Source organism: Gilliamella sp. Pra-s52, assembly GCF_009795805.1.
Lineage (GTDB): Bacteria > Pseudomonadota > Gammaproteobacteria > Enterobacterales > Orbaceae > Gilliamella.
Genome location: NZ_WTEY01000001.1, coordinates 403,325 through 426,562, shown reverse-complemented (window position 1 = coordinate 426,562; position 23,238 = coordinate 403,325). Strand labels below are relative to the sequence as shown.

The 23,238-nt window shown below is 37.7% G+C and carries 20 protein-coding genes and 2 pseudogenes; 4 read left to right on the top strand and 18 right to left on the bottom strand.

Going from position 1 to position 23,238, the window contains the following annotated elements; translation table 11 throughout:
* Complete coding sequence (gene ilvA / locus GQ594_RS01950) at positions 1–1,545, top strand: threonine ammonia-lyase, biosynthetic (protein ID WP_160411204.1); 1,545 nt, start codon at positions 1–3, stop codon at positions 1,543–1,545.
* Positions 1,546–2,813: 1,268 nt separating this feature from the next.
* Here ilvA and GQ594_RS01945 read toward each other — a convergent pair.
* From GQ594_RS01945 to purH, 10 genes and pseudogenes are all read right to left on the bottom strand, one after another.
* Positions 2,814–3,122 (bottom strand): annotated as a pseudogene (locus GQ594_RS01945) (phosphoribosylglycinamide synthetase C domain-containing protein); the annotation flags it as partial.
* A gap of 112 nt (positions 3,123–3,234) precedes the next feature.
* Complete coding sequence (locus tag GQ594_RS01940) at positions 3,235–3,546, bottom strand: hypothetical protein (protein ID WP_160411202.1); 312 nt, start codon at positions 3,544–3,546, stop codon at positions 3,235–3,237.
* 10 nt (positions 3,547–3,556) lie between these two features.
* The gene (locus GQ594_RS01935) at positions 3,557–4,867 is read right to left on the bottom strand and encodes a PAAR domain-containing protein (RefSeq protein ID WP_160411201.1); all 1,311 of its coding nucleotides are present in this window, start codon (positions 4,865–4,867) and stop codon (positions 3,557–3,559) included.
* Positions 4,868–4,979: 112 nt separating this feature from the next.
* Positions 4,980–5,297, bottom strand: a pseudogene (locus tag GQ594_RS01930) (phosphoribosylglycinamide synthetase C domain-containing protein); the annotation flags it as partial.
* Between the two features lie 112 nt (positions 5,298–5,409).
* On the bottom strand, positions 5,410–5,721 hold the full coding sequence (locus tag GQ594_RS01925; RefSeq protein ID WP_160411199.1) for a hypothetical protein: 312 nt from the start codon (positions 5,719–5,721) through the stop codon (positions 5,410–5,412).
* Positions 5,722–5,731: 10 nt separating this feature from the next.
* Positions 5,732–6,316, bottom strand: coding sequence for a DUF4225 domain-containing protein (locus GQ594_RS01920; protein ID WP_160411198.1), 585 nt, complete (start codon positions 6,314–6,316; stop codon positions 5,732–5,734).
* Positions 6,285–6,827, bottom strand: a complete 543-nt coding sequence (locus GQ594_RS01915) for a hypothetical protein (RefSeq protein ID WP_160411197.1) — start codon at positions 6,825–6,827, stop codon at positions 6,285–6,287. Before GQ594_RS01915 ends, GQ594_RS01920 begins: the two co-directional genes overlap by 32 nt.
* Positions 6,806–6,997: a PAAR domain-containing protein gene (locus GQ594_RS01910; RefSeq protein WP_160411196.1), complete on the bottom strand. Its 192-nt coding sequence runs from the start codon at positions 6,995–6,997 to the stop codon at positions 6,806–6,808. Before GQ594_RS01910 ends, GQ594_RS01915 begins: the two co-directional genes overlap by 22 nt.
* 113 nt (positions 6,998–7,110) lie before the next feature.
* Positions 7,111–8,409, bottom strand: coding sequence for a phosphoribosylamine--glycine ligase (gene purD, locus GQ594_RS01905; protein ID WP_160411195.1), 1,299 nt, complete (start codon positions 8,407–8,409; stop codon positions 7,111–7,113).
* A gap of 96 nt (positions 8,410–8,505) precedes the next feature.
* Positions 8,506–10,098: a bifunctional phosphoribosylaminoimidazolecarboxamide formyltransferase/IMP cyclohydrolase gene (gene purH / locus GQ594_RS01900; RefSeq protein ID WP_160411194.1), complete on the bottom strand. Its 1,593-nt coding sequence runs from the start codon at positions 10,096–10,098 to the stop codon at positions 8,506–8,508.
* Positions 10,099–10,360: 262 nt separating this feature from the next.
* Between purH and idnO the strand changes: the two genes are divergently transcribed.
* From idnO to idnR, 3 genes are all read left to right on the top strand, one after another.
* Entirely contained in the window at positions 10,361–11,125 is a 765-nt protein-coding gene (idnO, locus tag GQ594_RS01895; RefSeq protein ID WP_160411193.1) for a gluconate 5-dehydrogenase, read from the top strand.
* A 140-nt stretch (positions 11,126–11,265) separates the two neighbouring features.
* Positions 11,266–12,516, top strand: a complete 1,251-nt coding sequence (locus GQ594_RS01890; RefSeq protein WP_160400408.1) for an MFS transporter — start codon at positions 11,266–11,268, stop codon at positions 12,514–12,516.
* 134 nt (positions 12,517–12,650) lie between these two features.
* Positions 12,651–13,643 carry a DNA-binding transcriptional regulator IdnR gene (gene idnR / locus GQ594_RS01885; protein WP_160411192.1) on the top strand — a complete coding sequence of 331 codons (993 nt, stop codon included), beginning with the start codon at positions 12,651–12,653 and terminating at the stop codon, positions 13,641–13,643.
* A gap of 115 nt (positions 13,644–13,758) precedes the next feature.
* Here idnR and era read toward each other — a convergent pair whose 3' ends face one another.
* The 8 genes from era to GQ594_RS01845 all read right to left on the bottom strand — a co-directional run bounded on the left by era (position 13,759) and on the right by GQ594_RS01845 (position 23,229).
* On the bottom strand, positions 13,759–14,664 hold the full coding sequence (era, locus tag GQ594_RS01880; protein WP_160400406.1) for a GTPase Era: 906 nt from the start codon (positions 14,662–14,664) through the stop codon (positions 13,759–13,761).
* Complete coding sequence (gene rnc, locus GQ594_RS01875; RefSeq protein WP_370516483.1) at positions 14,661–15,338, bottom strand: ribonuclease III; 678 nt, start codon at positions 15,336–15,338, stop codon at positions 14,661–14,663. The genes era and rnc overlap by 4 nt, the downstream gene beginning before the upstream one ends.
* An 8-nt stretch (positions 15,339–15,346) precedes the next feature.
* The gene (lepB, locus tag GQ594_RS01870) at positions 15,347–16,348 is read right to left on the bottom strand and encodes a signal peptidase I (protein WP_160411191.1); all 1,002 of its coding nucleotides are present in this window, start codon (positions 16,346–16,348) and stop codon (positions 15,347–15,349) included.
* Between the two features lie 46 nt (positions 16,349–16,394).
* Positions 16,395–18,191 carry a translation elongation factor 4 gene (gene lepA, locus GQ594_RS01865; protein WP_160411190.1) on the bottom strand — a complete coding sequence of 599 codons (1,797 nt, stop codon included), beginning with the start codon at positions 18,189–18,191 and terminating at the stop codon, positions 16,395–16,397.
* 154 nt (positions 18,192–18,345) lie between these two features.
* Positions 18,346–19,257 carry a MucB/RseB C-terminal domain-containing protein gene (locus GQ594_RS01860; RefSeq protein ID WP_160400402.1) on the bottom strand — a complete coding sequence of 304 codons (912 nt, stop codon included), beginning with the start codon at positions 19,255–19,257 and terminating at the stop codon, positions 18,346–18,348.
* Positions 19,258–19,335: 78 nt separating this feature from the next.
* Positions 19,336–19,899, bottom strand: a complete 564-nt coding sequence (locus GQ594_RS01855) for an RseA family anti-sigma factor (RefSeq protein ID WP_160411189.1) — start codon at positions 19,897–19,899, stop codon at positions 19,336–19,338.
* 49 nt (positions 19,900–19,948) lie between these two features.
* The gene (gene rpoE, locus GQ594_RS01850) at positions 19,949–20,521 is read right to left on the bottom strand and encodes an RNA polymerase sigma factor RpoE (RefSeq protein WP_160400400.1); all 573 of its coding nucleotides are present in this window, start codon (positions 20,519–20,521) and stop codon (positions 19,949–19,951) included.
* 218 nt (positions 20,522–20,739) lie between these two features.
* A complete protein-coding gene (locus GQ594_RS01845; protein WP_160411188.1) occupies positions 20,740–23,229 on the bottom strand; it encodes a class I adenylate cyclase in 2,490 nt (829 codons plus the stop codon).
* Positions 23,230–23,238 lie beyond the last annotated feature (9 nt).

Below are 23,238 nucleotides of genomic sequence, written 5' to 3'. Positions count from 1 at the left end.
GTGAAACAACAAAACACACAATTCACAGGCGCCGACTACTTAAAAGCAACACTTTGCAGTGCCGTTTATGACGTGGCCGAAGTCACTCCACTTGAAAAGATGGAAAAAATCTCAACAAGATTAAATAATCAAATTTTTGTCAAGCGCGAAGACCGCCAACTCGTCCACAGTTTCAAAATCCGTGGCGCACAAACCATGATAGCAAGCCTAAGTGAAGATGAACGCAAATGCGGTGTTATTGCCGCATCAGCAGGCAACCATGCGCAGGGCGTTGCTTTTTCGGCGACTAAATTAGGCATCAGTTCTTTAATTGTTATGCCGCTAACAACCGCCGACATCAAAGTCGAAGCAGTAAAAAGCTTCGGCGGTGAAGTACTTTTGTACGGAGCCAATTTTGACGAAGCCAAAGCCAAAGCCATGGCGCTTGCCAAAGAACAAAAACGCATTTTTATTCCACCCTTTGACCACCCACTTGTCATTGCAGGACAAGGCAGTATTGCGATGGAATTATTACAACAAAATGCCAAACTCGACCGCATCTTTGTACCCGTCGGTGGTGGAGGGCTTGCTGCTGGCGTTGCGGTATTAATCAAACAAATCATGCCATCAATCAAAGTTATTGCGGTCGAACCTAAAGATTCCGCTTGCTTAAAAGCGGCGTTAGATGCCGGCCACCCTGTTGATTTAGATCGTGTTGGACTTTTTGCCGAAGGTGTCGCCGTTAAACGAATTGGAGACGAAACATTCAGGCTTTGCCAACAATATATCGACGATATTATCACCGTCAGTAGCGACGAAATTTGCGCAGCAGTAAAAGACCTATTTGACGATGTACGTGCCATAGCTGAACCCTCTGGCGCAGTTGCCTTAGCAGGGCTAAAAAAATACGTAGAGCACCACAACATCAGCGGCGAAAATCTTGCCCACATATTATCGGGGGCAAATTTAAATTTCCACAACTTACGTTATGTATCAGAACGTTGCGAACTTGGCGAAAAGCGTGAAGCACTCTTTGCAGTCACCATTCCCGAAAAGAAAGGCAGTTTTTTAAAATTCTGCCAACTCCTTGGCAGACGCTCAGTGACCGAATTTAACTACCGCTACCACGACGACAAGTCCGCCTATATTTTTGTCGGCATCAAAATTGCGCAAAGCAACGAAAAAGACGACATCATGCAAGAACTTACCGCCGCAGGCTACCCTGTTGTGGATCTGACCGAAGATGAAATGGCAAAACTGCATGTTCGTTACATGATTGGCGGCAAACCGTGCAAATCGCTTCAAGAACAAGTGTATAGTTTTGAATTTCCTGAATCACAAGGCGCTTTGCTTAAATTCTTGCAAACATTAGGGACAAATTGGAATATTTCGATGTTCCATTACCGTAGCCATGGGACTGATTATGGTAGAGTACTTGCTGCGTTTGAAATTGGCGAAAGTGATAGTAGTGAATTTAATCAGCATTTGAAAGCTTTGGGGTATGGTTTTCATAACGAAACGCAAAATCCATCACTTGGGTTGTTTTTGACAAATCAGGGGGCGTAATGTTGTTTTTTTGTTAAAAAACAACAAGAAAAAACATCAATAAAATCAACACCTTTCCTGACCAATTTTTTCATCAAAATGATGTTTTTTTGTTGGTGCATAGAATGGGGTTGGTACGGTGGTTTCTGACGTTTTGACCTTTGGTGAACAAAATGGCTACAGTGCCCACGTCCGAGTCAGGGAATTAAAGCAAATTCCCTGACAACCCACGCTTTGGCTGCAGAATGTGGCCTTCGGCAATACTCGTATCATCCTGATATTCGCTTTCTTCGCTATGCTCAGATGTTCAAATTTGTTCCAGACAAATTTGTCAAGCGCGCCACAAACTCGCTCTGTTGTTGCCACATTCTGACGCCGGAATAAAACAGATAACATAGCCGATTGCTTTTTAATTATGTGATTAACTTTATTTTTTATTGCCGCCTATACGGCGTTAAGGAGTTGTATTTTATAGTTACTCTAGCGCCTTTTTTTCTAAACCGCCTATACGGCGTTAAGGATCGTAATAATCAGCTAACCAGTCAACCAAACTTTCTAAACCGCCTATACGGCGTTAAGGAAACTGACAGATAGAAACCAATTCGGCATATCTTTCTAAACCGCCTATACGGCGTTAAGGTAGAACTCAAGATTTGATAAATCTTGTTATATAAAGATAAACAACAATTTTGACTTTGAAAACCCTTTTTTTAAGCTATTTTCTAATGTATTGATTTTATTGAACTTTAAATTATCGTAAAAAAAAGGGTTTGGAGAGGTTTATATTCAAAAAAACGGATAGAAAAAACTTTAATAAAATTAGTACCTTTCCTGACCACTTTTTTGGGGTTTTTGCATTGCTTTTTAACACAAAAACAACTCACAAAAAAGACCTAAGGTTATGTTGTTGTCTTGTTTCGGCGTCGGACAAATTTGTCTGGAACAAATTTGAACACCTGAGCATAGAGAAGGTGGCCTCGTAGAGGCGAGTATCAGGATGATACGAGTAATTGCACAAACGGTGCGTTAAGACCGAGCGACGGCGGAGGGTTAGCCGTAGCAGCCAAAGCGTGGGTTGTCAGGGAATTCGCTTTAATTCCCTGACTCGGACGTTGTCACTGTAGCTATTTTGTTCACAAAAAGTCAAAACGTCCGAAACCTCTGCACTCAATTTATTCTATTCACAAAAACAAAAAAGCTGATTTTCCGCTAAAAAAACAGTGAGGAAAGGTATTGATTTTATTAAAGTTTTTATTGGGTGTTTTTCTTAAAAAAACACCCAATCATCACTATTTGTTTTGTTCCCGCTCAATCGCACGGTAACCAATATCATGCTGATAAAAACAACCATGCCAATAGATGTCTTTGGCTTGCTGATAAGCCCGTTGTTGGGCTTCAAGTACCATGTTACCAAGTGCGGTTATGCACAATACTCGCCCGCCATTAGTGTGAACACGCCCTTTTTCTAAACTAGTACCCGCATGGAAGATTTTGCAATCTTCGGTTGATTCGGCAGGAAATCCAAGGATGACATCTTTGGTATTATATTTGCCTGGGTAACCACCAGCGGCAAGCACCACACCTAATGCAGGTCTTGGCTAGAAATTATGTCGGTATAGCCACATTAGCATGTTGCATAATATGGCTAAAAATATAAATAGACATATGATTAATACAAAATATCAACAGCTTCTATTTAACTTCAATTAATCATTTCCATTTTTTCCTTTTTATGTATCTACGTGGTGTTTCAAGAAAGCTAATAAAAAATACATACAATATAAAAATAAAAACAGCTGACCAGAAAAAAATAATATTTGAAAAAAAACCTTCTCCTGGCTGACTTATAATTAACAGGCTATATAAAGAAATAAAATAAAAATAAAAAAGAGCTAAACGTCGTTTACGATTTAAAGTTTTGTCATTATTGTAGTCCATTGCAATATATTCCGAAAAATAGCGCCGAATAAAACACCCAACAATAGCAAAAAAATAATAGCTAACCCATATTTCAACAGCCATGCAAATCTCCTTATTTTATAATATTACCGTCTCTATCTTTTCTATATGTTGAACCATCACTACTTTCACAGCTATAATAATCTGGTGCATCATCATTACCTATTGTGATTATCAATGAACAATTCTCAACAATTTGTCCTGTATTAATAATTGTTTCTGGCTCTTTAACAACCATGCTCACTTGGTTGGTATCTTTATTAAGTATAAAAGCTTTTTTTAACTGATTAGCTAGTTCTCTAAGAGAAATAGCATCACCAAGAATTTCCACAGTTAATAATTTCTTACTCATTTGTTTGTAAGCGTTTTCTAAATCACGGCGACCATATTTAAATAATTTAAATATTGGATTACCAAACTTATTCAGTTTCGGCACTAATTTCAACTTAGCCCCTACTGACATACTTAAATCTAAACTATCATAAGCAATATCACCTATTGAAGAATCAAAACCTAAAGACTCGGTAGCATCTTTATACCAACCTCTTAAAGGCCCATCAACTTCCATACTTCTGTTGCCGCCATCAATCTCGTTCATAACACCATTAACAATGCCAGCTCCTCCTTCATATATTCCATTTCCTCCATGCGCTATCATAGGGGCACCAATAAGACATGACAATCCCACAGAACAAAGTGCTACCCCAGTTTGAATCATTCCTACACCACCAAAAATAGACAAACCATTTTTCGACCATATAAAACTTTGTTTCCATAAATTATTTTCTTCAGTCTTTATTTTCTTTGCGCCTTCCTCATAACTCATTTCTCCACTTTCAACTTTATTGACAATATTCATGGCATATGTATCAACATCATCAATAAAAGATTGTTTTATTTCGTTATAATAAAGGTGTTTTTCGCATAGTTCGTGGGTGCAATCCATTAAGCGCTTGGCATCCAATCGAATTTTTGAAGTATCATCACTTATTTCAAGTGGTGAGTCACTTTGCGTATACATCAGGTTTTGAAAAATAGGTAATGAGGTTTTTGAAGAGCTAGGCATTTTAAAACTTGAGCTTTTCGCTGATGAATGGATTGCAACATTAACATAAATAAAGCTTTTAGTGGCGATAATTCGATTCTCACCTATTGGACATCCACAAGCTACAATGCAACCATCATAGGCAGCCGGTTTACCATCTACAATACAATCATATGTTCCTTCAATAATGGAACCGTACCCTTTTGTACATTTAGGACAACTTGCGTAATCGCCTAAGCATGCAATGCCTTGACCTTGAGAAAACCCTCCATTTGATGCGGAAATTACTTTACCACCAGTTGTCGTATCATCGCCCAACACTGCTAATAATTTGTTCACTCCCTTCTCCCATTCTTTTATTTAAAAATTTAATAAGAATTGATGAGCATTGAGTTAATTGTTCGTTCATACCTATTATGGCGTCATTAAACGCCATAATTAACTTTAGAAATTAAGATTTATGGCCGTTTTGCTCTCGCTCAATCGCACGGTAACCTATATCATGCCGATAAAAACAACCATGCCAATAGATGTCTTTGGCTTGCTGATAAGCCCGTTGTTGGGCTTCAAGTACCGTGTTACCAAGTGCGGTTATGCACAATACTCGCCCGCCATTAGTGTGAACACGCCCTTTTTCTAAACTAGTACCCGCATGAAAGATTTTGCAATCTTCGGTTGATTCGGCAGACAATCCAAGGATGACATCTTTGGTATTATATTTGCCTGGGTAACCGCCAGCGACAAGCACCACACCTAATGCAGGTCTTGGCTAGAAATTATGTCGGTATAGCCACATTAGCATGTTGCATAATATGGCTAAAAATATAAATAGACATATGATTAATACAAAATATCAACAGCTTCTATTTAACTTCAATTAATCATTTCCATTTTTTCCTTTTTATGTATCTACGTGGTGTTTCAAGAAAGCTAATAAAAAATACATACAATATAAAAATAAAAACAGCTGACCAGAAAAAAACAAGTTCTAAAAAAAGCCCTTCTCCTGGCTGACTTATCATAAACAGGCTATATAAAAAAATAAAATAAAAATAAAAAAGAGCTAAACGTCGTTTACAATTTAAAGTCTTATCATTTTCATAGTCCATTGCAATATATCCCGAGAAATAGCGCCGAATAAAACACCCAACAATAGCAAAAAAATAATAGCTAACCCACATTTTAATAGCCATGCAAATCTCCTTATTTTATAATATTACCGTCTCTATCTTTTCTATATGTTGAACCATCACTACTTTCACAGCTATAATAATCTGGTGCATCATCATTACCTATTGTGATTATCAATGAACAATTCTCAACAATTTGTCCTGTATTAATAATTGTTTCTGGCTCTTTAACAACCATGCTCACTTGGTTGGTATCTTTATTAAGTACAAAAGCTTTTTTTAATTTTTCACGCAGCTGATAAAAAGATAATAGATCACTACCTATTTCAAAAGTTAATAATTTCTTACTCATTTGTTTGTAAGCATTTTCTAAATTACTGCGACCATATTTAAATAATTTAAATCTCGGATCACCAAACTTATTCAGTTTCGGCACTAATTTCAACTTAGCCCCTACTGACATACTTAAATCTAAACTATCATAAGCAATATCACCTATTGAAGAATCAAAACCTAAAGACTCGGTAGCATCTTTATACCAACCTCTTAAAGGCCCATCAACTTCCATACTTCTGTTGCCGCCATCAATCTCGTTCATAACACCATTAACAATGCCAGCTCCTCCTTCATATATTCCATTTACTCCATGCGCTATCATAGGGGCACCAATAAGACATGACCACACAGAACAAAGTGCTACTCCTAGTTTGAATCATTCCTACACCACCAAAAATAGACAAACCATTTTTCAACCATATAAAACTTTGCTCTAATAAATTATTTTCTTCAGTCTTTATTTTCTTTGCGCCTTCCTCATAACTCATTTCTCCACTTTCAACTTTATTGACAATATTCATGGCATATGTATCAACATCATCAATAAAAGATTGTTTTATTTCGTTATAATAAAGGTGTTTTTCGCATAGTTCGTGGGTGCAATCCATTAAGCGCTTGGCATCCAATCGAATTTTTGAAGTATCATCACTCATTTCAAGTGGTGAGTCACTTTGCGTATACATCAGGTTTTGAAAGATAGGTAATGAGGTTTCTGAAGGGCTAGGTATTTTAAAACTTGAGCTTTTCGCTGATGAATGGATTGCAACATTAACATAAGCAAAGCTTTTAGTGGCGATAATTCGATTATCGCCTATTGGACATCTACAATACAATCATATGTTCCTTCAATAATGGAACCATACCCTTTTGTACATTTAGGACAACTTGCGTAATCGCCTAAGCATGCAATGCCTTGACCTTGAGAAAACCCTCCATTTGATGCGGAAATTACTTTACCACCAGTTGTCGTATCATCGCCCAACACTGCTAATAATTTGTTCACTTCCCTTCTCCCATTCTTTTATTTAAAAATTTAATAAGAATTGATGAGCATTGCGTTAATTGTTCGTTCATACCTACTATGGCGTCATTAAACGCCATAATTAACTTTAGAAATTAAGATTTATGGCCGTTTTGCTCTCGCTCAATCGCACGGTAACCTATATCATGCCGATAAAAACAACCATGCCAATAGATGTCTTTGGCTTGTTGATAAGCCCGTTGTTGGGCTTCAAGTACCGTGTTACCAAGTGCGGTTATGCACAATACTCGCCCGCCATTAGTGTGAACACGCCCTTTTTCTAAACTAGTACCCGCATGAAAGATTTTGCAATCTTCGGTTGATTCGGCAGGCAATCCAAGGATGACATCTTTGGTATTATATTTGCCTGGGTAACCACCAGCGGCAAGCACCACGCCTAATGCAGGTCTTGGATCCCATTTTGATTTGACGGTATCTAATTTGCCATCCACTGCCGCAAGGCAGAGTTCGACCAGATCGGATTGCATTCGCATCATAATTGGTTGTGTTTCAGGATCGCCAAATCGGCAGTTGAATTCAATAACTTTGGGGTTGCCATCTTTGTCAATCATTAAGCCAGCATATAAAAAGCCAACATAGACATTGCCTTCTTGCGCCATACCGTTAACGGTTGGGTAGATGATCTTATCCATTACCTTTGCAAAAACCGCATCAGTTACAACAGGAGCTGGCGAATACGCGCCCATTCCCCCCGTGTTTAAACCTGTATCGCCGTCGCCAACACGTTTATGGTCTTGGCTAGTTGCCATTGGCTCGACATGTTTGCCATCAACCATGACAATAAAGCTGGCTTCTTCACCGTCTAAAAATTCTTCAATCACAACGCGGTGCCCTGCATCGCCAAAGGCGTTGCCTGCTAACATGTCATGTACGGCATCTTCGGCTTCTTTTAGGGTCATGGCAACAATCACTCCTTTACCAGCCGCTAGGCCGTCGGCTTTAATGACAATTGGGACGCCTTTTTCACGGATATAGTTAATAGCTGGAGCAACTTCGGTAAAGTTTTGATATTCGGCTGTGGGGATATTGTGGCGAGCTAAGAAGTCTTTAGTAAAGGCTTTTGATCCTTCAAGTTGTGCAGCTGCTTTGGTTGGGCCAAAGATTTTTAATCCTGCTTTTTGAAAGCTATCAACAATGCCAATCACTAACGGGGCTTCGGGGCCAACTATCGTTAAATCAATTTGTTCTTGCTGAGCAAAACTAAGCAGTCCACCGACGTCGGTCGCTTTGATGTTGATATTTTCTAAGCTAGGCTCTAGTGAAGTACCTGCATTACCTGGTGCAACAAAGACTTTAGATACTCGTGGTGATTGTGCAATTTTCCAAGCAAGCGCATGTTCGCGCCCACCATTACCAATGACTAAAACTTTCATAAAAGATCCTTTAACAATGTCTTTTTTAATAAAAAGATAAATATAGGTAATTTATTTTTAATAATAAGCAAAGTCGCCATATTATTCATATCAAAATTAATGTCTAAAATGACGCATATTTGTAAATATCATTGCAATATTGTGTTCATTTGCAGCTTGAATCACTTCGTCATCACGAATCGAGCCACCGGGCTGAATTACACACGTTACCCCTGCAGCTGCTGCCGCATCAACTCCGTCTCGAAATGGGAAAAACGCATCTGAAGCAACGACAGAACCCGCTACTTCTAGGTTTTCGTCTTGCGCTTTGATTCCAGCGATTTTGGCGGAATAAACTCGGCTCATCTGTCCTGCGCCAATACCAATTGTCATGTTGTTTTTGGCATAAACAATGGCATTGGATTTAACAAATTTAGCCACTTTCCAACAAAATAAAGCATCAGACAGTTCTTGCTCTGTTGGTTTGCGTTTGGTGACAACGGTAAGTTCGTTTGGCGATACCATGCCTAAATCACGATCTTGCACTAATAAACCACCATTAACACGCTTAAAGTCTAGGCTGACTGTCGCAGGCGTTGACCATTCGCCACATTCCAGTACTCGTACATTTTTTTTCGCTTCAATAATAGCTAATGCATCTTGATTGACTATTGGGGCAATGATGACTTCAACAAATTGTTGTTGAACAATAGCTTGAGCCGTTGCCGCATCTAATGGGCGGTTAAAGGCAATAATGCCCCCAAAAGCTGATGTCGGATCGGTTTTATAGGCATTTAAATAGGCGTTTAGGATATTGTCACTAACCGCAACACCACAAGGGTTGGCGTGTTTGACGATCACGCAAGCAGGCTGTTCAAATGATTTTACGCATTCAAGCGCAGCGTCGGTGTCGGCAATGTTGTTATAAGATAGTGCTTTACCTTGCAGTTGTCTTGCCGTTGCAATCGATGCTTCCTTAACGCTTTCTTCAATATAAAAAGCCGCTTGTTGGTGGCTGTTTTCACCATAGCGCATGTTCTGTTTTTTTATAAATTGGAGATTTAATGTGCGTGGAAATTGACCTGCTGGTTTGTCGGTTTCGCCCATATACGGTGGTACTTGTTGCCCAAAATAGTTGGCAATCATGCCGTCGTATTTGGCGGTGTGTTCAAAGGCTTTAATGGCAAGGTTGAAGCGATATTCAAAAGAAAGGGCGTTTTGGTTATTATCCATCATATTAATGATATTTTCATAATCACCACAATCAACCACAATAGCAACATCTTTATGATTTTTAGCGGCAGAGCGCACCATAGTTGGACCGCCAATATCGATATTTTCAACGGCGTCTTCTAATGTGCAGTTGGGTTTGGCAACCGTTTTAGCAAATGGGTAAAGGTTGACAACCACCATATCAATCGGTGCAATTTGGTGTTGTTGCATAATATCATCATCAACACCTCGTCTTCCTAAAATAGCACCATGAATTTTGGGGTGTAGTGTTTTGACTCGCCCATCCATCATTTCAGGAAAGCCTGTGTAGTCTGACACTTCAGTTACAGGTATTTGGTTGTCCATAAGTAGCTTTGCAGTTCCCCCTGTTGAAAGAAGTTCTACATTTCGTTCAGATAGGGCTTTGGCAAATTCTAAAATACCGGTTTTGTCGGATACACTAAGTAAAGCACGGCGAATGGGGCGAAACTGCTGCATGAGGGGGCTCCGAAGTTGATATTAAAATTCAAATTATTGAGTCGCATTATATATAAATTAAGGGGGGATGTTTAGTATTAACTTATTAAAAAATTTTATTAAACAAGCCTAAAAACGGGTAAATCATAATATTTGATATTGATCACAGAATTAACATTTTCATGGTAAATAACGCATTGTTGGCTTTCTTTTTTTACTTTTCCATAATATTGTTACGCGTAACTGTTATGCATAACAATATTTGAAATACAAGGAGAAAATCATGCAATCTTTATTTGAACTAAAAGGAAAACGCGCTTTAATTACAGGTTCAGCACAAGGTATTGGTAATTTGCTTGCCACAGGTTTAGGGCAATATGGAGCAAGTATCATTATTAATGATATTACCCAAGAACGTGCTGAAAATGCAGCAAACCAACTTAAATCACAAGGCATTGATGCCGTTGGCGTCGGTTTTGATGTAACCAGTTATGATTCAGTCGAAAATGCCATTAATTATATTGAAAAAGAGATCGGACCTATTGATATATTAATCAATAACGCGGGTATTCAACGCCGTCATCCGTTTATTGAATTTCCTGAAGCAGATTGGGATGCCGTCATTAATGTTAACCAAAAAGCGGTTTTTTTAGTTTCACAGCAAGTCGCTAAGCACATGATCAAACGTAAGCAAGGAAAGATTATCCATATTTGTTCAATGCAAAGCGAACTCGGTCGCGACACCATTACCCCCTATGCCGCATCAAAAGGTGCAGTGAAAATGCTTGTAAAAGGTATGTGCGTTGAACTTGCACGTTACAACATTCAAGTCAATGGTATTGGGCCTGGTTATTTTGATACCGAGATGTGCAAAGCTTTGGTTGAAAACAAAGAATTTACTCAATGGTTATGTCAAAGAACGCCTGCCGCTCGCTGGGGGAAACCTGAAGAACTTATTGGCTCGGCGGTGTTTTTGTCGTCTGCTGCATCAAACTTTGTTAATGGGCATATTCTTTATGTTGATGGCGGAATGTTAGCGGCAGTTTAGAGCCATATTGCGACAATTGTATTTTTACGGACTTAAATCAAGGAAGGTTAAAACAATATATATAAATAAAAAATTGATAAAAATAGGGATGAAAATTGTCGCAAAATCACTTTATGATTAATTGAAAGCGAGAATAAAACATGAATATAACAAACAAACTAGCGCCGTCTCGTTGGTGGCGTTTAATGCCAATCATTTTTATTACTTATAGTTTAGCTTATTTAGATCGAGCCAATTATGGCTTTGCCTCTGCAGCGGGGATTAATAAAGATTTAGACATCAGTCCAAGCACTTCGTCATTAATTGGCGCTCTTTTTTTCCTTGGTTATTTCTTTTTTCAAGTACCGGGATCGGTTTATGCAGTTAAGCGAAGTGTTCGTAAGCTGATTTTTGTGTGTTTAATACTGTGGGGATTATGTGCCGCATTGACAGGGATGGTCAGTAATATTCCAACACTTATGGCGATCCGTTTTGTTCTCGGTATTGTTGAAGCAGCAGTTATGCCATCAATGTTAATTTATATCAGTACATGGTTTACTAAAGCCGAACGTTCAAAAGCCAATACATTTTTAGTTTTAGGTAATCCTGTAACCGTATTGTGGATGTCAATTGTATCAGCGCACTTAATCGACCTTTATGGTTGGCGCGAAATGTTCATAATTGAAGGCTTACCAGCTGTATTATGGGCAGTAGTGTGGTGGTTCCTTGTTCGTGACAAACCATCCGAAGTTAAATGGCTCACCGACGCCGAAAAAGCTGATTTTAAAGCTGTCATGGATAAAGAACAACAAAATATCAAACCCATGCGTAACTATGGCGAAGCGTTCCGTTCTGCCAGTGTTATTAAACTCTGTGCAGTGCACGCATTATGGAGTATTGGTGTATATGGCTTTATGATGTGGATGCCGTCAATCATCAAATCGGCAGGCAATGTTGATATTATATCGGTTGGTTGGTTTGCGGCTATTCCTTATTTTGTTGCGATTGCTATGATGTTAATTGTCTCTTTCTATTCTGACAAACTACAAAATCGTAAACTTTTTGTTTGGCCATTATTACTTGTCGCAACCATTGCTTTTTTTACTGCTTATTTGCTTGGGGCTGAACATTTTTGGATCTGTTTTGTGCTTTTATCACTTGCTGCTGGCTGTATGTACGCACCTTATGGACCTTTCTTTGCTTTAATTCCTGAATTATTACCAAGCAATGTATCGGGTGTATCGATTGGATTAATTAACAGTTTTGGAGCACTTGGCGCATTTATTGGTGCTTGGTTAGTGGGTGTTATCAATGCGGCAACGGGCAGTGCCGGAGCGTCATATATCTTTATGGGCGTATCTTTAGTTTTATCTGTTATTTTGATGGCTAGCGTTAAAGCGCCTAAAAAATAACCAATAATATCAAAAAAATAAGAAGGCAATGGATACTGCCTTCTTAATTTATTCTAACGAATATTATTTATTTTCTTGTTTTTACTGGTAAAATGCCACACATTCAACCAGCATCCCTCCTAAAATAATAGGTTATGAAAGATAAGCGTATTAGTTTACAAGATATTGCCAATTTAACTGGCGTGACTAAAATGACCATTAGTCGCTATCTAAAAAACCCTAAACAAGTCTCTGAAAAAAACCAAGAAAAAATAGCAAAAGTGTTAAAAGAGATCCAATATATTCCCAATCTTGCACCACAAATCATGCTAGGTTCGCGCAGTCACTGTATTGGCATTGTTATACCGTCTTTTAAAAACCAAATATTTACAGAAGTGCTTGCTGGTATTGAATCGGTCGCATCAGCTCAACATTACCAAACAATTATTACTAACTATAATTATGATAAACAGTTAGAAGAAGAAAAAATTATTAACCTGCTGTCATACAACGTCGACGCTCTTGTCTTGATGGAAAAGGAGCACACTCAAACCACCCTACAATATTTAAAAACCGCTAATATTCCTGTTGTTGAGCTTATGGATATCACCAAAACATTTTTTGATATCCAAGTCGGTTTTGATAATGAACAAGCCGCCTATGATATGACTTTGCAAATGATTGAATCTGGCAAAAAAAATATCATCTATTTTAATTCCATTGCAAGTGCACGCGATAGCCAACGTTACAAAGGTTATCAACGTGTTATGAAACAATCAGGATTAACACCACGTCAGATTATCCCCAATGCAATATCATCAATAGATTTAGGCAAAAGTTTATTTCACCAAGCAATTCAAAAATATCCTGATATGGATGGTATTTTATGTACTAACGACGATATGGCAATAGGTGTACTACTTGAGTGCCAAAATTATCAGATCCCTGTTCCTGAACAAATTGCTATTGCAGGCTTTCATGGTTTAGAAATTGGTCGAGCAAACAACCAAAAGATTGCAACCGTCATTACGCCACGATTTGAGATTGGTAAAGTTGCAATCGAATTATTATTGCAAAAATTAAATGGTGAGCATGTGAAAAGTAGTGTTAATTTAGATTATAAGATTGATAAAGGGCAAACAATTTAGGGGATTTTTCGTTAAAAAATCGTTCAGGAAGGTTATTGATTTTATTGAAGTTTTTTAAATGAAAAATCAGGCATCGTTATGCCTGATTGATAACTTAAAAAATCTAGCGGAATCGTTAATCATCACTATAGCCTAAACTTCGTAATGCTCGCTCATCATCTGCCCAGCCTGCTTTGACTTTGACCCAAAGTTCTAGATGGACTTTGTTATCAAAAAATGATTGCATGTCTTTACGGGCTTCAATACCGATTTTTTTGATTTTTTCACCTTTATTGCCGATAACCATTTTCTTTTGTCCATCACGCTCAACTAAGATTAGTCCGTTAATGCGGTACATTCCATTACGTTCGTCAACTTTAAATTGTTCAATTTCAACCGTTACTGAATAAGGTAATTCGTCACCTAAAAAACGCATGAGTTTTTCACGAATAATTTCTGACGCCATAAAACGTTGTGAGCGGTCGGTAATGTAATCTTCAGGAAAATGGTGTTCACCTTCTGGTAAGTGTTTTTTGACGATATCTTTGATGATATCAACGCCTTCACCTTTTTCGGCGCTGATTGGCACCACATCAAGGAAGTTAACTTTTTGACTAATTGCTTGAATGTGGGGTAATAATTGCGTTTTGTCAGTGACATTGTCAATTTTATTAATGACTAATAATACTGGGCATTTGCAGTCTTTGAGTTTATTGGCAACCATTTCGTCATCGTCATTCCAATGAGTCCCTTCTACAACAAAGATCACAAGTTCAACATCACCAATCGAGCTACTTGCCGCTCGGTTCATTAGGCGGTTGATGGCTCTTTTTTCTTCAATGTGCAATCCAGGTGTGTCGATATAAATAATTTGGTCGTTATTCTGCGTGTCAATACCGACAATGCGGTGCCTTGTAGTTTGCGCTTTGCGCGAGGTAATCGAAATCTTTTGACCAAGCAGTTGGTTCAATAGTGTTGATTTACCTACGTTTGGTCGCCCCACAATGGCGACAAATCCACAATGTTGTGTTGTTTCTGTCATTTTATACCTAGTTGGTTGAGTGCTTCTTGTGCTGCTATTTGTTCTGCTTTTCGGCGACTTAAACCACGACCTAAATATTCGCGGTTGTCATTATCGATTTTGCACTGAATTAGGAATTCTTGTTCGTGATTATCACCAGTAACTTCAAGAATAAGATAACATGGACGTGGTCGATGAATCCCTTGTAAATATTCTTGTAATCTTGTTTTAGCATCTTTTTGCTTTATACCTGGTTGAATTTGGCTTAAGCGAGTTTGGTACCACGATAAGATTAACTGACGAATTGTGTCGATGTTGCTATCTAAATAAATGGCACCAATAATGGCTTCAACGGCATCAGAAATAATTGATTCGCGACGAAATCCGCCACTTTTTAACTCGCCTTGTCCTAAAATAAGGTGATCGCCTAATTTAAAATCTTTGCCAATTTCGGCAAGCATTTGACCGCAAACGAGTGTAGCTCGCATTTGGCTTAGGTCGCCTTCGTCTTGTTTGACAAAACGGTGATATAGCTCATCAGCAATGACAAAACTTAAAATAGAATCCCCAAGAAACTCTAAGCGTTCGTTATGCATTTTATTAGCGCTTCGGTGAGTGAGCGCTAATTCAAGTAGTGATAGATCTTGAAACTGATAGCCGATCGATTGTTGAATTTGTGTAAATTTTTTCATAATGATAATTTTTAATGTATTCCACCAATACGACTAAAGCGAATTCCTGTTGGCCACTCATCTGGTTGTTTTTCAAAGCTAATCCAAATTGCAGTTGCTTTACCCACAAAGTTACCTTCAGGTACAAAACCAAAGTATCGACTGTCACCACTGTTGTCACGGTTGTCACCCATCATAAAGTAGTGACCTTGTGGTACAACCCAAGTGGCTATTGGTTGATCTTTTTGGTGGTAATAATAATTTGGATCCTCTTGCGATCCTTGTGTAATCAAAATGTCGTGCGGTTTGTCACCTAGCGTTTCTTGTTGAATGTTCATATTCAATGTTACAACACTATCTGAGTCAATAATACCTTTATCAGCATATTGCTGTAAGGTATAAAAGCTTGGAGAAGTTTTAAACTTTTCGTGAACTTCTTTCCAATTGCTTGTTTTGGGTTCGCTGTAATGCAAGTCAAGTGGCTGTGATTGCTGACCTTTGCAATCGGTATCCGCTGTTTGGCACGCTGGATAAATTACAATTTTCTTTTCTTTATCCAGATAGACGATTTTATCCCCCGGTAAACCCACTACACGTTTAATCAGATCCATTTGTGGAACATTTGGATGTTTAAACACGGCTACATCACCACGTTTAGGGTGCCCTGTTGGGATGATAACTGTGTTAGTAATAGGATCACGTAAGCCATAAGCGTATTTTTCAACCGCAATAAAGTCACCAATGAGTAACGTTTGCATCATTGACCCTGATGGGATTTGAAACGGTTCATATAAAAATGAGCGGATAAAAAACACGACAAATAAAACAGGGAAAAACGATGCCAAGTTTTCAACCCACACTTTGGGTTTACCCACTTCAGCAAGTATCTTTCCGTCAACCTCACCATTGCTTTGGGTGCGGATTTCTTCTACTTTACGCTGTCTTGCCGGTTTCCATTTGAATTTTTCTAAAAACCAAAAGATCCCAGTAATAAAAGTTGCGGTTGTTAATATGATGGCAAACATTCCAGCCATTTTTTTTCCTCTTTAAATGAATCTTTTATCAATTCGTTTTAATTAGTTAATCTTTTCCTACATGCAAAATCGCTAAAAATGCTTCTTGTGGTAATTCAACATTACCAACTTGTTTCATGCGTTTTTTACCTTCTTTTTGCTTTTGTAAAAGTTTCTTTTTACGACTCACGTCACCACCATAACATTTAGCTAATACGTTTTTGCGTAGTTGTTTTACAGTTGATCGTGCTATGACGTGATTTCCGATAGCCGCTTGTATGGCAATATCAAATAGTTGACGAGGAATAAGCTCTTTCATCTTTTCGACTAATTCCCGCCCTCGATAAGGTGCATTGTCTTTGTGGGTAATCAAGGCTAATGCATCAACACGTTCACCGTTTATTAATACATCTAATCTTACCATGTCGGCAGCTTGGAATCGTTTAAAGCTGTAATCTAATGAAGCATACCCGCGTGAAGTTGATTTTAGTTTGTCAAAAAAGTCTAATACAACTTCGGTCATTGGTATTTCGTATGTTAAGGCTACTTGGTTTCCATGATAAACCATGTTAGTTTGTACCCCGCGTTTTTCAACACATAATGTGATGACGTTACCTAGATAGGTTTGTGGTACTAAAATATTACATTCAGCAATCGGTTCACGCAGTTCCTGAATATTATTTACCGCTGGTAATTTGGCGGGGCTATCAACATAAATAATGTCATTGGATGTGGTTAGCACTTCATAAACAACCGTTGGTGCAGTAGTTATAAGATCAAGGTTGTATTCACGCTCTAAGCGCTCTTGGATAATTTCCATATGCAGTAGACCAAGAAAACCACAACGGAACCCAAATCCTAATGCCCCTGAATTTTCAGGTTCATAAAATAATGAGGCGTCATTTAGGCTTAATTTGCCTAGCGCATCACGAAAAGCTTCGTAATCGTCAGAACTAGTTGGGAATAACCCAGCATAAACCTGTGGTTTGACCTTTTTAAAGCCAGGTAATGGTTCTTGTGCCGGTGCTTTTGCTAAGGTTAAAGTATCCCCGACTGGGGCACCTAATATATCTTTGATAGCACAAACAACCCAGCCCACTTCGCCACAATGCAAGCATTGTTTATCAACTTGTTTAGGCGTAAATATACCAAGTCGATCAACGTTGTATGTCATGCCTGTACTCATAACTTTAATTTTGTCACCTTTGTTTAATTCACCATTTTTTATGCGAATTAATGAAACAACGCCTAAGTAATTATCAAACCATGAATCAATAATAAGTGCTTGTAATGGTGCGCTTGAGTCGCCTTCTGGTGGAGGAATGTCGTTGACAAGTTGTTCAAGAACATCCGTCACGCCCACACCTGTTTTAGCTGAACAACGAACAGCATTACTTGCGTCGATGCCAACAATATCTTCGATTTCGTCCGCTACACGCTCTGGTTCGGCTGCGGGTAAATCGATTTTATTTAGTACAGGAACAACTTCAAGATCCATGTCTAAGGCGGTATAGCAGTTTGCTAGTGTTTGTGCTTCAACGCCTTGCCCTGCATCAACAACTAATAATGCGCCTTCACAAGCGGCAAGCGAGCGCGAGACTTCATACGAAAAGTCAACATGGCCGGGAGTGTCGATAAAATTGAGCTGATAGGTTTCGCCATTTTTAGCATGATAATCAAGCGTAACACTTTGAGCTTTTATGGTGATACCTCGCTCACGCTCAAGATCCATTGAGTCGAGCACTTGGGCTTCCATTTCACGATCTGAAAGTCCGCCACAAATTTGAATGATGCGGTCTGAAAGTGTTGATTTACCATGGTCAATATGGGCAATAATCGAAAAATTGCGGATATTTTTATTCATATTAATAATATTATAATGAGTATCTTGGTTATTAATGGTTAACTATCTAAAATGCCTTTGGTTATTACCAACATTGCTAATAATTACATAGTCATAAAGGCGTCATTTTACACATTTATCACTGCTAAGCATAGCGTTATCGAGAAGTTTGCACTTATTTCTGGATAATATTTTGTGCTATACGTTCAAGCGTGGTATGCGGTAAATTACCAATGATGATAATATTTTTATGACCCAAGTTAGTTGAATAGATAGTGCGCCCACCTTGTTGTATAATTTGGTGTGATTGCTTAGCTTGTTCCGAGGAAATATTAACCGTAAATGAAAATACACCATCTGAAAACAATTTAGTTGCAATATCAGAGTTGTAAAAGTTCAGATTATAAGCAGCGATTTCCTTAAATCCTTTAGGTAACCAAGCTAATCGCCATTGGTCAAATGCACTATCTTGCTTTTCGATCGATAATAAAACAGGATAAGTTCGGTTGTTGATATAATCTAGCTGTTTTTTCTTATCAAGATTTTCATCTAACTGGATCACTTTTATCTGATTAATAATGTTGTTATTTTCATCCAATAAATCAACTCTGATCGGCAAATAGGTTTGATCATCAATCCAAATCAGGTAGCTATAACGGTCCTTTTCTTTAGCGATAATTTTTACCTGTTGTGCACTACGATTTGCCGTTCTTGCTTTGCCTAATAAAATAAAATCGTAAACCTCGCTTAAGTCATTAAAATTATTATAAATCACATCAGGAAAAGCTTCGATAATGCGTGGGCTAGTGATCGAAAACGATGGGCTATCAGGTTGAAAGTAACTCGTTACGCCATTGTGCAAGATGATCTCTTTATCTGGACCTTCAAGATAGCGTAAACAGGCATTAATATCGTTTGTGTCTGCTGCACCTAAATGGCTATATTCAAATGTGGTTGCATACTGATCTTTATCTTCAAATAAGAAGTGGATATGATAATTTTGTGTTTGAGCTGCATGATGCATTTTGTTTAATAGTGTTAAGGCATCATTGGTGTCATTAGCATAAACGGATGCGGAAAAAAACACGAAAAACAGAGTGAAAATAAAATTTCTACTCTGTTTTATAAAATGTAGCACAAAATAATAGGGTAATTTCATTTCGAATTAGTGAGCATTAAGTCTTTTCTGTAATTCGTAATCTTGCACAAGCAATCTAATTTTGTCGTATTGTCGCTTTTCAAGCAGTTGCTGATCGTTTTGCTGATGAATTCCACCTACTGGTGCGATATTAACGCCCACCGGCACAGTGTTTAATAATGTAGGAGTGCCATTCACATTATCCGTTTGGCTTTGTTGATATTGAACACCAGCAATAATACCGAGTGTGACACACGCCGCAAGTCCAACTTGGCTCACTTTAGCAAAAAAGTCTTTAAGGTGAATCCAAATTAGGTTTTCAGCTTTTGGTAGTGCTGTTGCGTTGATATTCGGTTGATCTGTTAGTGGATTGTATAGATCTTCACTCGCAATAGCTTGAGCAATTTGATTAGAGATATCTAATGTTAATGAGCAACTATGCAACTCACCTCGCATTGTATCTCTTACAATATGATAGCGGTGCCAGCATGATTGCAAACTCTCATTATGCGATACTTCATCAACAATATGATCATGAGTGAACTCGCCATCCATAAGTGATGAAAGTTGCTCTTTCTGTTCTATTTGCATAGTAAATACCTTAAATTTATGACTACTTTTATCAATCTGTTTGTAGCCATTAATTGAGTAATGGTTTTAATTTTTCATCTATTGCTTCACGAGCTCTAAAGATACGTGATCGCACTGTTCCAACAGGTGAATCCATAATTTCAGCAATCTCTTCGTAGCTTAAACCATCGATTTCACGCAATGTAATTGCCGTTTTTAAATCATCAGGCAGAGCCTCAATCGCTGCAAATACAGTTTTTTTCACTTCATCTGAAAGTGCTAAATTTTCAGGATTATCAAGATCCCTTAGTGAATCTGCACCTTCGTAACCTTCGGCTTCGCTAGCTTCGATATCTGATGCTGGCGGCCGTCGACCTTGAGAAGTTAAGTAATTTTTTGCCGTATTAACCGCAATGCGGTACAACCATGTGTAAAAAACGCTTTCACCTTTAAAAAGACTTAATGAGCGATATGCCTTAATAAAGCTTTCTTGCACAACATCAGGGACTTCTGACGCTAATACATAACGAGAAACCAAATGAGCTAATTTGTTTTGATAACGAACCACAAGTAGATTGAATGCGTTTTTGTCTCCATTAACAACGCGATCAACTAATACTTGGTCTGTTACTTGCTCCCCCATTAAAGGCCATTCCTTATTACGTTAATAACTGTCAATCGGCCCAAATTTGTGCGCTCAGACAGTTAGATTCTTAAATTTAAAAAAAGTTCCCATTATTCTAATAGAAATTGAATTATTTTACTTATTAATTGTAAATTTTTATCTTTTTATACTAAAAAACATGCTTCCCTGAAAGTTTTTGGCAGGAATTATAGTTAAATAAGATCATTGTCGATCATTTAATTAAGCGGAATGATCTCTCGATCTCCAGAGTCATTATAAGTGATTTGATAAAATTGTGGTAAATTAAAATTAACGGCACTGCCAGTAGTAAAAGTAAAACGGTCATCAGATAAAACATAAAAATCGTTAATATCTTTTACCATGTTTTCTTTTGATCCATTGCAATTACGGTAAATTTCAACTTGATTATGTTCGTTTAAGATATAAAGATCAAAACCTAAATCAGTATCTTCAAAAAAGAATTGGATGATACCTCGATAAGCAAAACTGTCTATTTCTTTCGGTAGTTCATTAGTTTGATCTAAGATATTTAGCGGTCTGCCTTGTATTTTATTATTTGATACTGCACCATAAAAGTCGATCGCATTTTCAAATTGATGACTAGAAACACCTAATCTTTCAAAAAATAGGTACCAAGAAGATCCCCCTACTCTTAGCGGTTTGACTTGTGTTGAATTATTTTGTGTCGTAGTTAGACGTAAATCAACACATTCATCCATGAGTTTTTTTATTTGCTGTTTGATTTCGTAACTTAGGTGCTCACTATAACAAAAAATGTCAATGGAATTGGGTAGATCGGCATCTTTGTGCATACGATTTAATAATGCTTTTATGGCTTCAAGCACAGACAATGTTCCACTAAAGTGAAGTATGCGAATTTCATTCCACGAATTTCGATAAAGAAGATCAATCGTTCCAACTAAGCTTAGTTCATCTTTACCATAATTAAGTACACTATTGGTAACTTCATCATCTAATTCAATATTAGCAGTTGGATCGTCTTCCAGATTTAAAATGATCGCCAAGTGACGGATTTCACATGGCCCATATAACTGTTCTTCAGTTGCAGCAGGAACATCGATAGGAAAGTAATTTTTTAGATCAGCGATCAATTTATTAATTTTTGCGTTATTACGGTTTTTACCATCCCGATAATAAAATTGGGTAGTATCAGCAATTAAACCGTTAAAATAACACCAACTAACAAGCTTTACTAAATACTTGCTATATTCAAGATATTGATGACCAATAATTGATTGCAACATGGGTTTTTGATTGTAAACATACCATCCCGCTCGATTAATGCGATCTTCTGCCACATGAATAAACGTCAAGGCATCTTCTTGCAAATTGTCGGATATGTTAAGTTTTAATGTTGTTATTTTTCCCGGTAACACTTCAAAAGCAGCATAGAGTTTACGCGTTAAAATCGCAAGATCTTGAGGACTAATTAATGAGTCTAAATTATTACGACGACCAAAATTGAGTAGGTTCCGATAGCCTGTCATCATAGTGTGTAATAAAATTTCATGCATTTCACGAACTTGCTCTATTTTCCAAGTTTGGCAGGCATCTAATTTAGCAATTTGGTGCTCATTCCATCCCCAATCTTTAACTAAATCGCTCAAAATTTTACGGCGCCAAGATGGTGATTGCATAGAAACAGATAGTTTTTCATTCACTTTTAAATAAAAACAGTTGCGAATTAGTTCAAGTCGTTCATAGTCATTAATTTCTATAAGATAGTTACTGATTCGGTCTAACAGCATGTAGTATGAATCTAGATTCATTCCTTGATGTTTTTTACCTTTTTGAATGAATTCCTTCATCTGGTAAGCAATCGGCTTATTTTCGGGATAGATCCATGAATACGCTTCTAATAATAGAGTTTTAAGTACCGCTTTAAAGGGGGAATCGATACTTTTATAAAGCTGCCATAAACTTGCACCAAAATATTCTTGCGCGGATAAGCTAGTTAGTGGACCAAAATCAATCCAGTCATTTCTCTCAATTAAATTAAGATCTACCATAGCTCTAACGCACTGTTCGTATGTGGGATAAGTGACATTATTTATGGTATAGTTATAAGGCACAGCAAACCACAACAAAAGTTTTCCTGCTAATAAATTTGCAGAGCGGTAAAATTCTTCAAGTAATAAAATATGTTGCGCAGAGCCACAATTTTCACCCATTAAACATTCGTGATGTTGTTTAATAAAACGATCGGCATCAACCACAAATAACGTTAACTTGACTTGTAAACTTTCTGCCCATTTTTCGATTAATCGACATTTTTGTTGTAAATTATCTTTTTGCTGATCTGTTAAGTTATTTTCAATACATATCCAAATATCAAGATCAGATTGAACTGATTGCCCAAGAGAGCAAGTACTACCCATCGAATATAAAGCAGAGATTGCTGCTGGTAGTGTTTTTTGGGTTGGCGTTTGGTCTGTAGGTGGAATAAAATTGTATTGGTTTTTCAGTAGTTCATTTGCATCGTCAGATAATTGATAATACGCAATACCAGAAGGTATATGACCTTCTATATATCCGGGTAATTGAGGGGTATGGTAATGAAAAAGTGCCGGAAGTAACAAGAAAACCTGTTGAAATTCAGTTGACATGCCTATAAGCGCACGCTCACGCTTTAAATTGGCAAGATCTTCGAGTTCTTTTTTTAGGTTATTGATATAATATTGCATAGCTTCAAT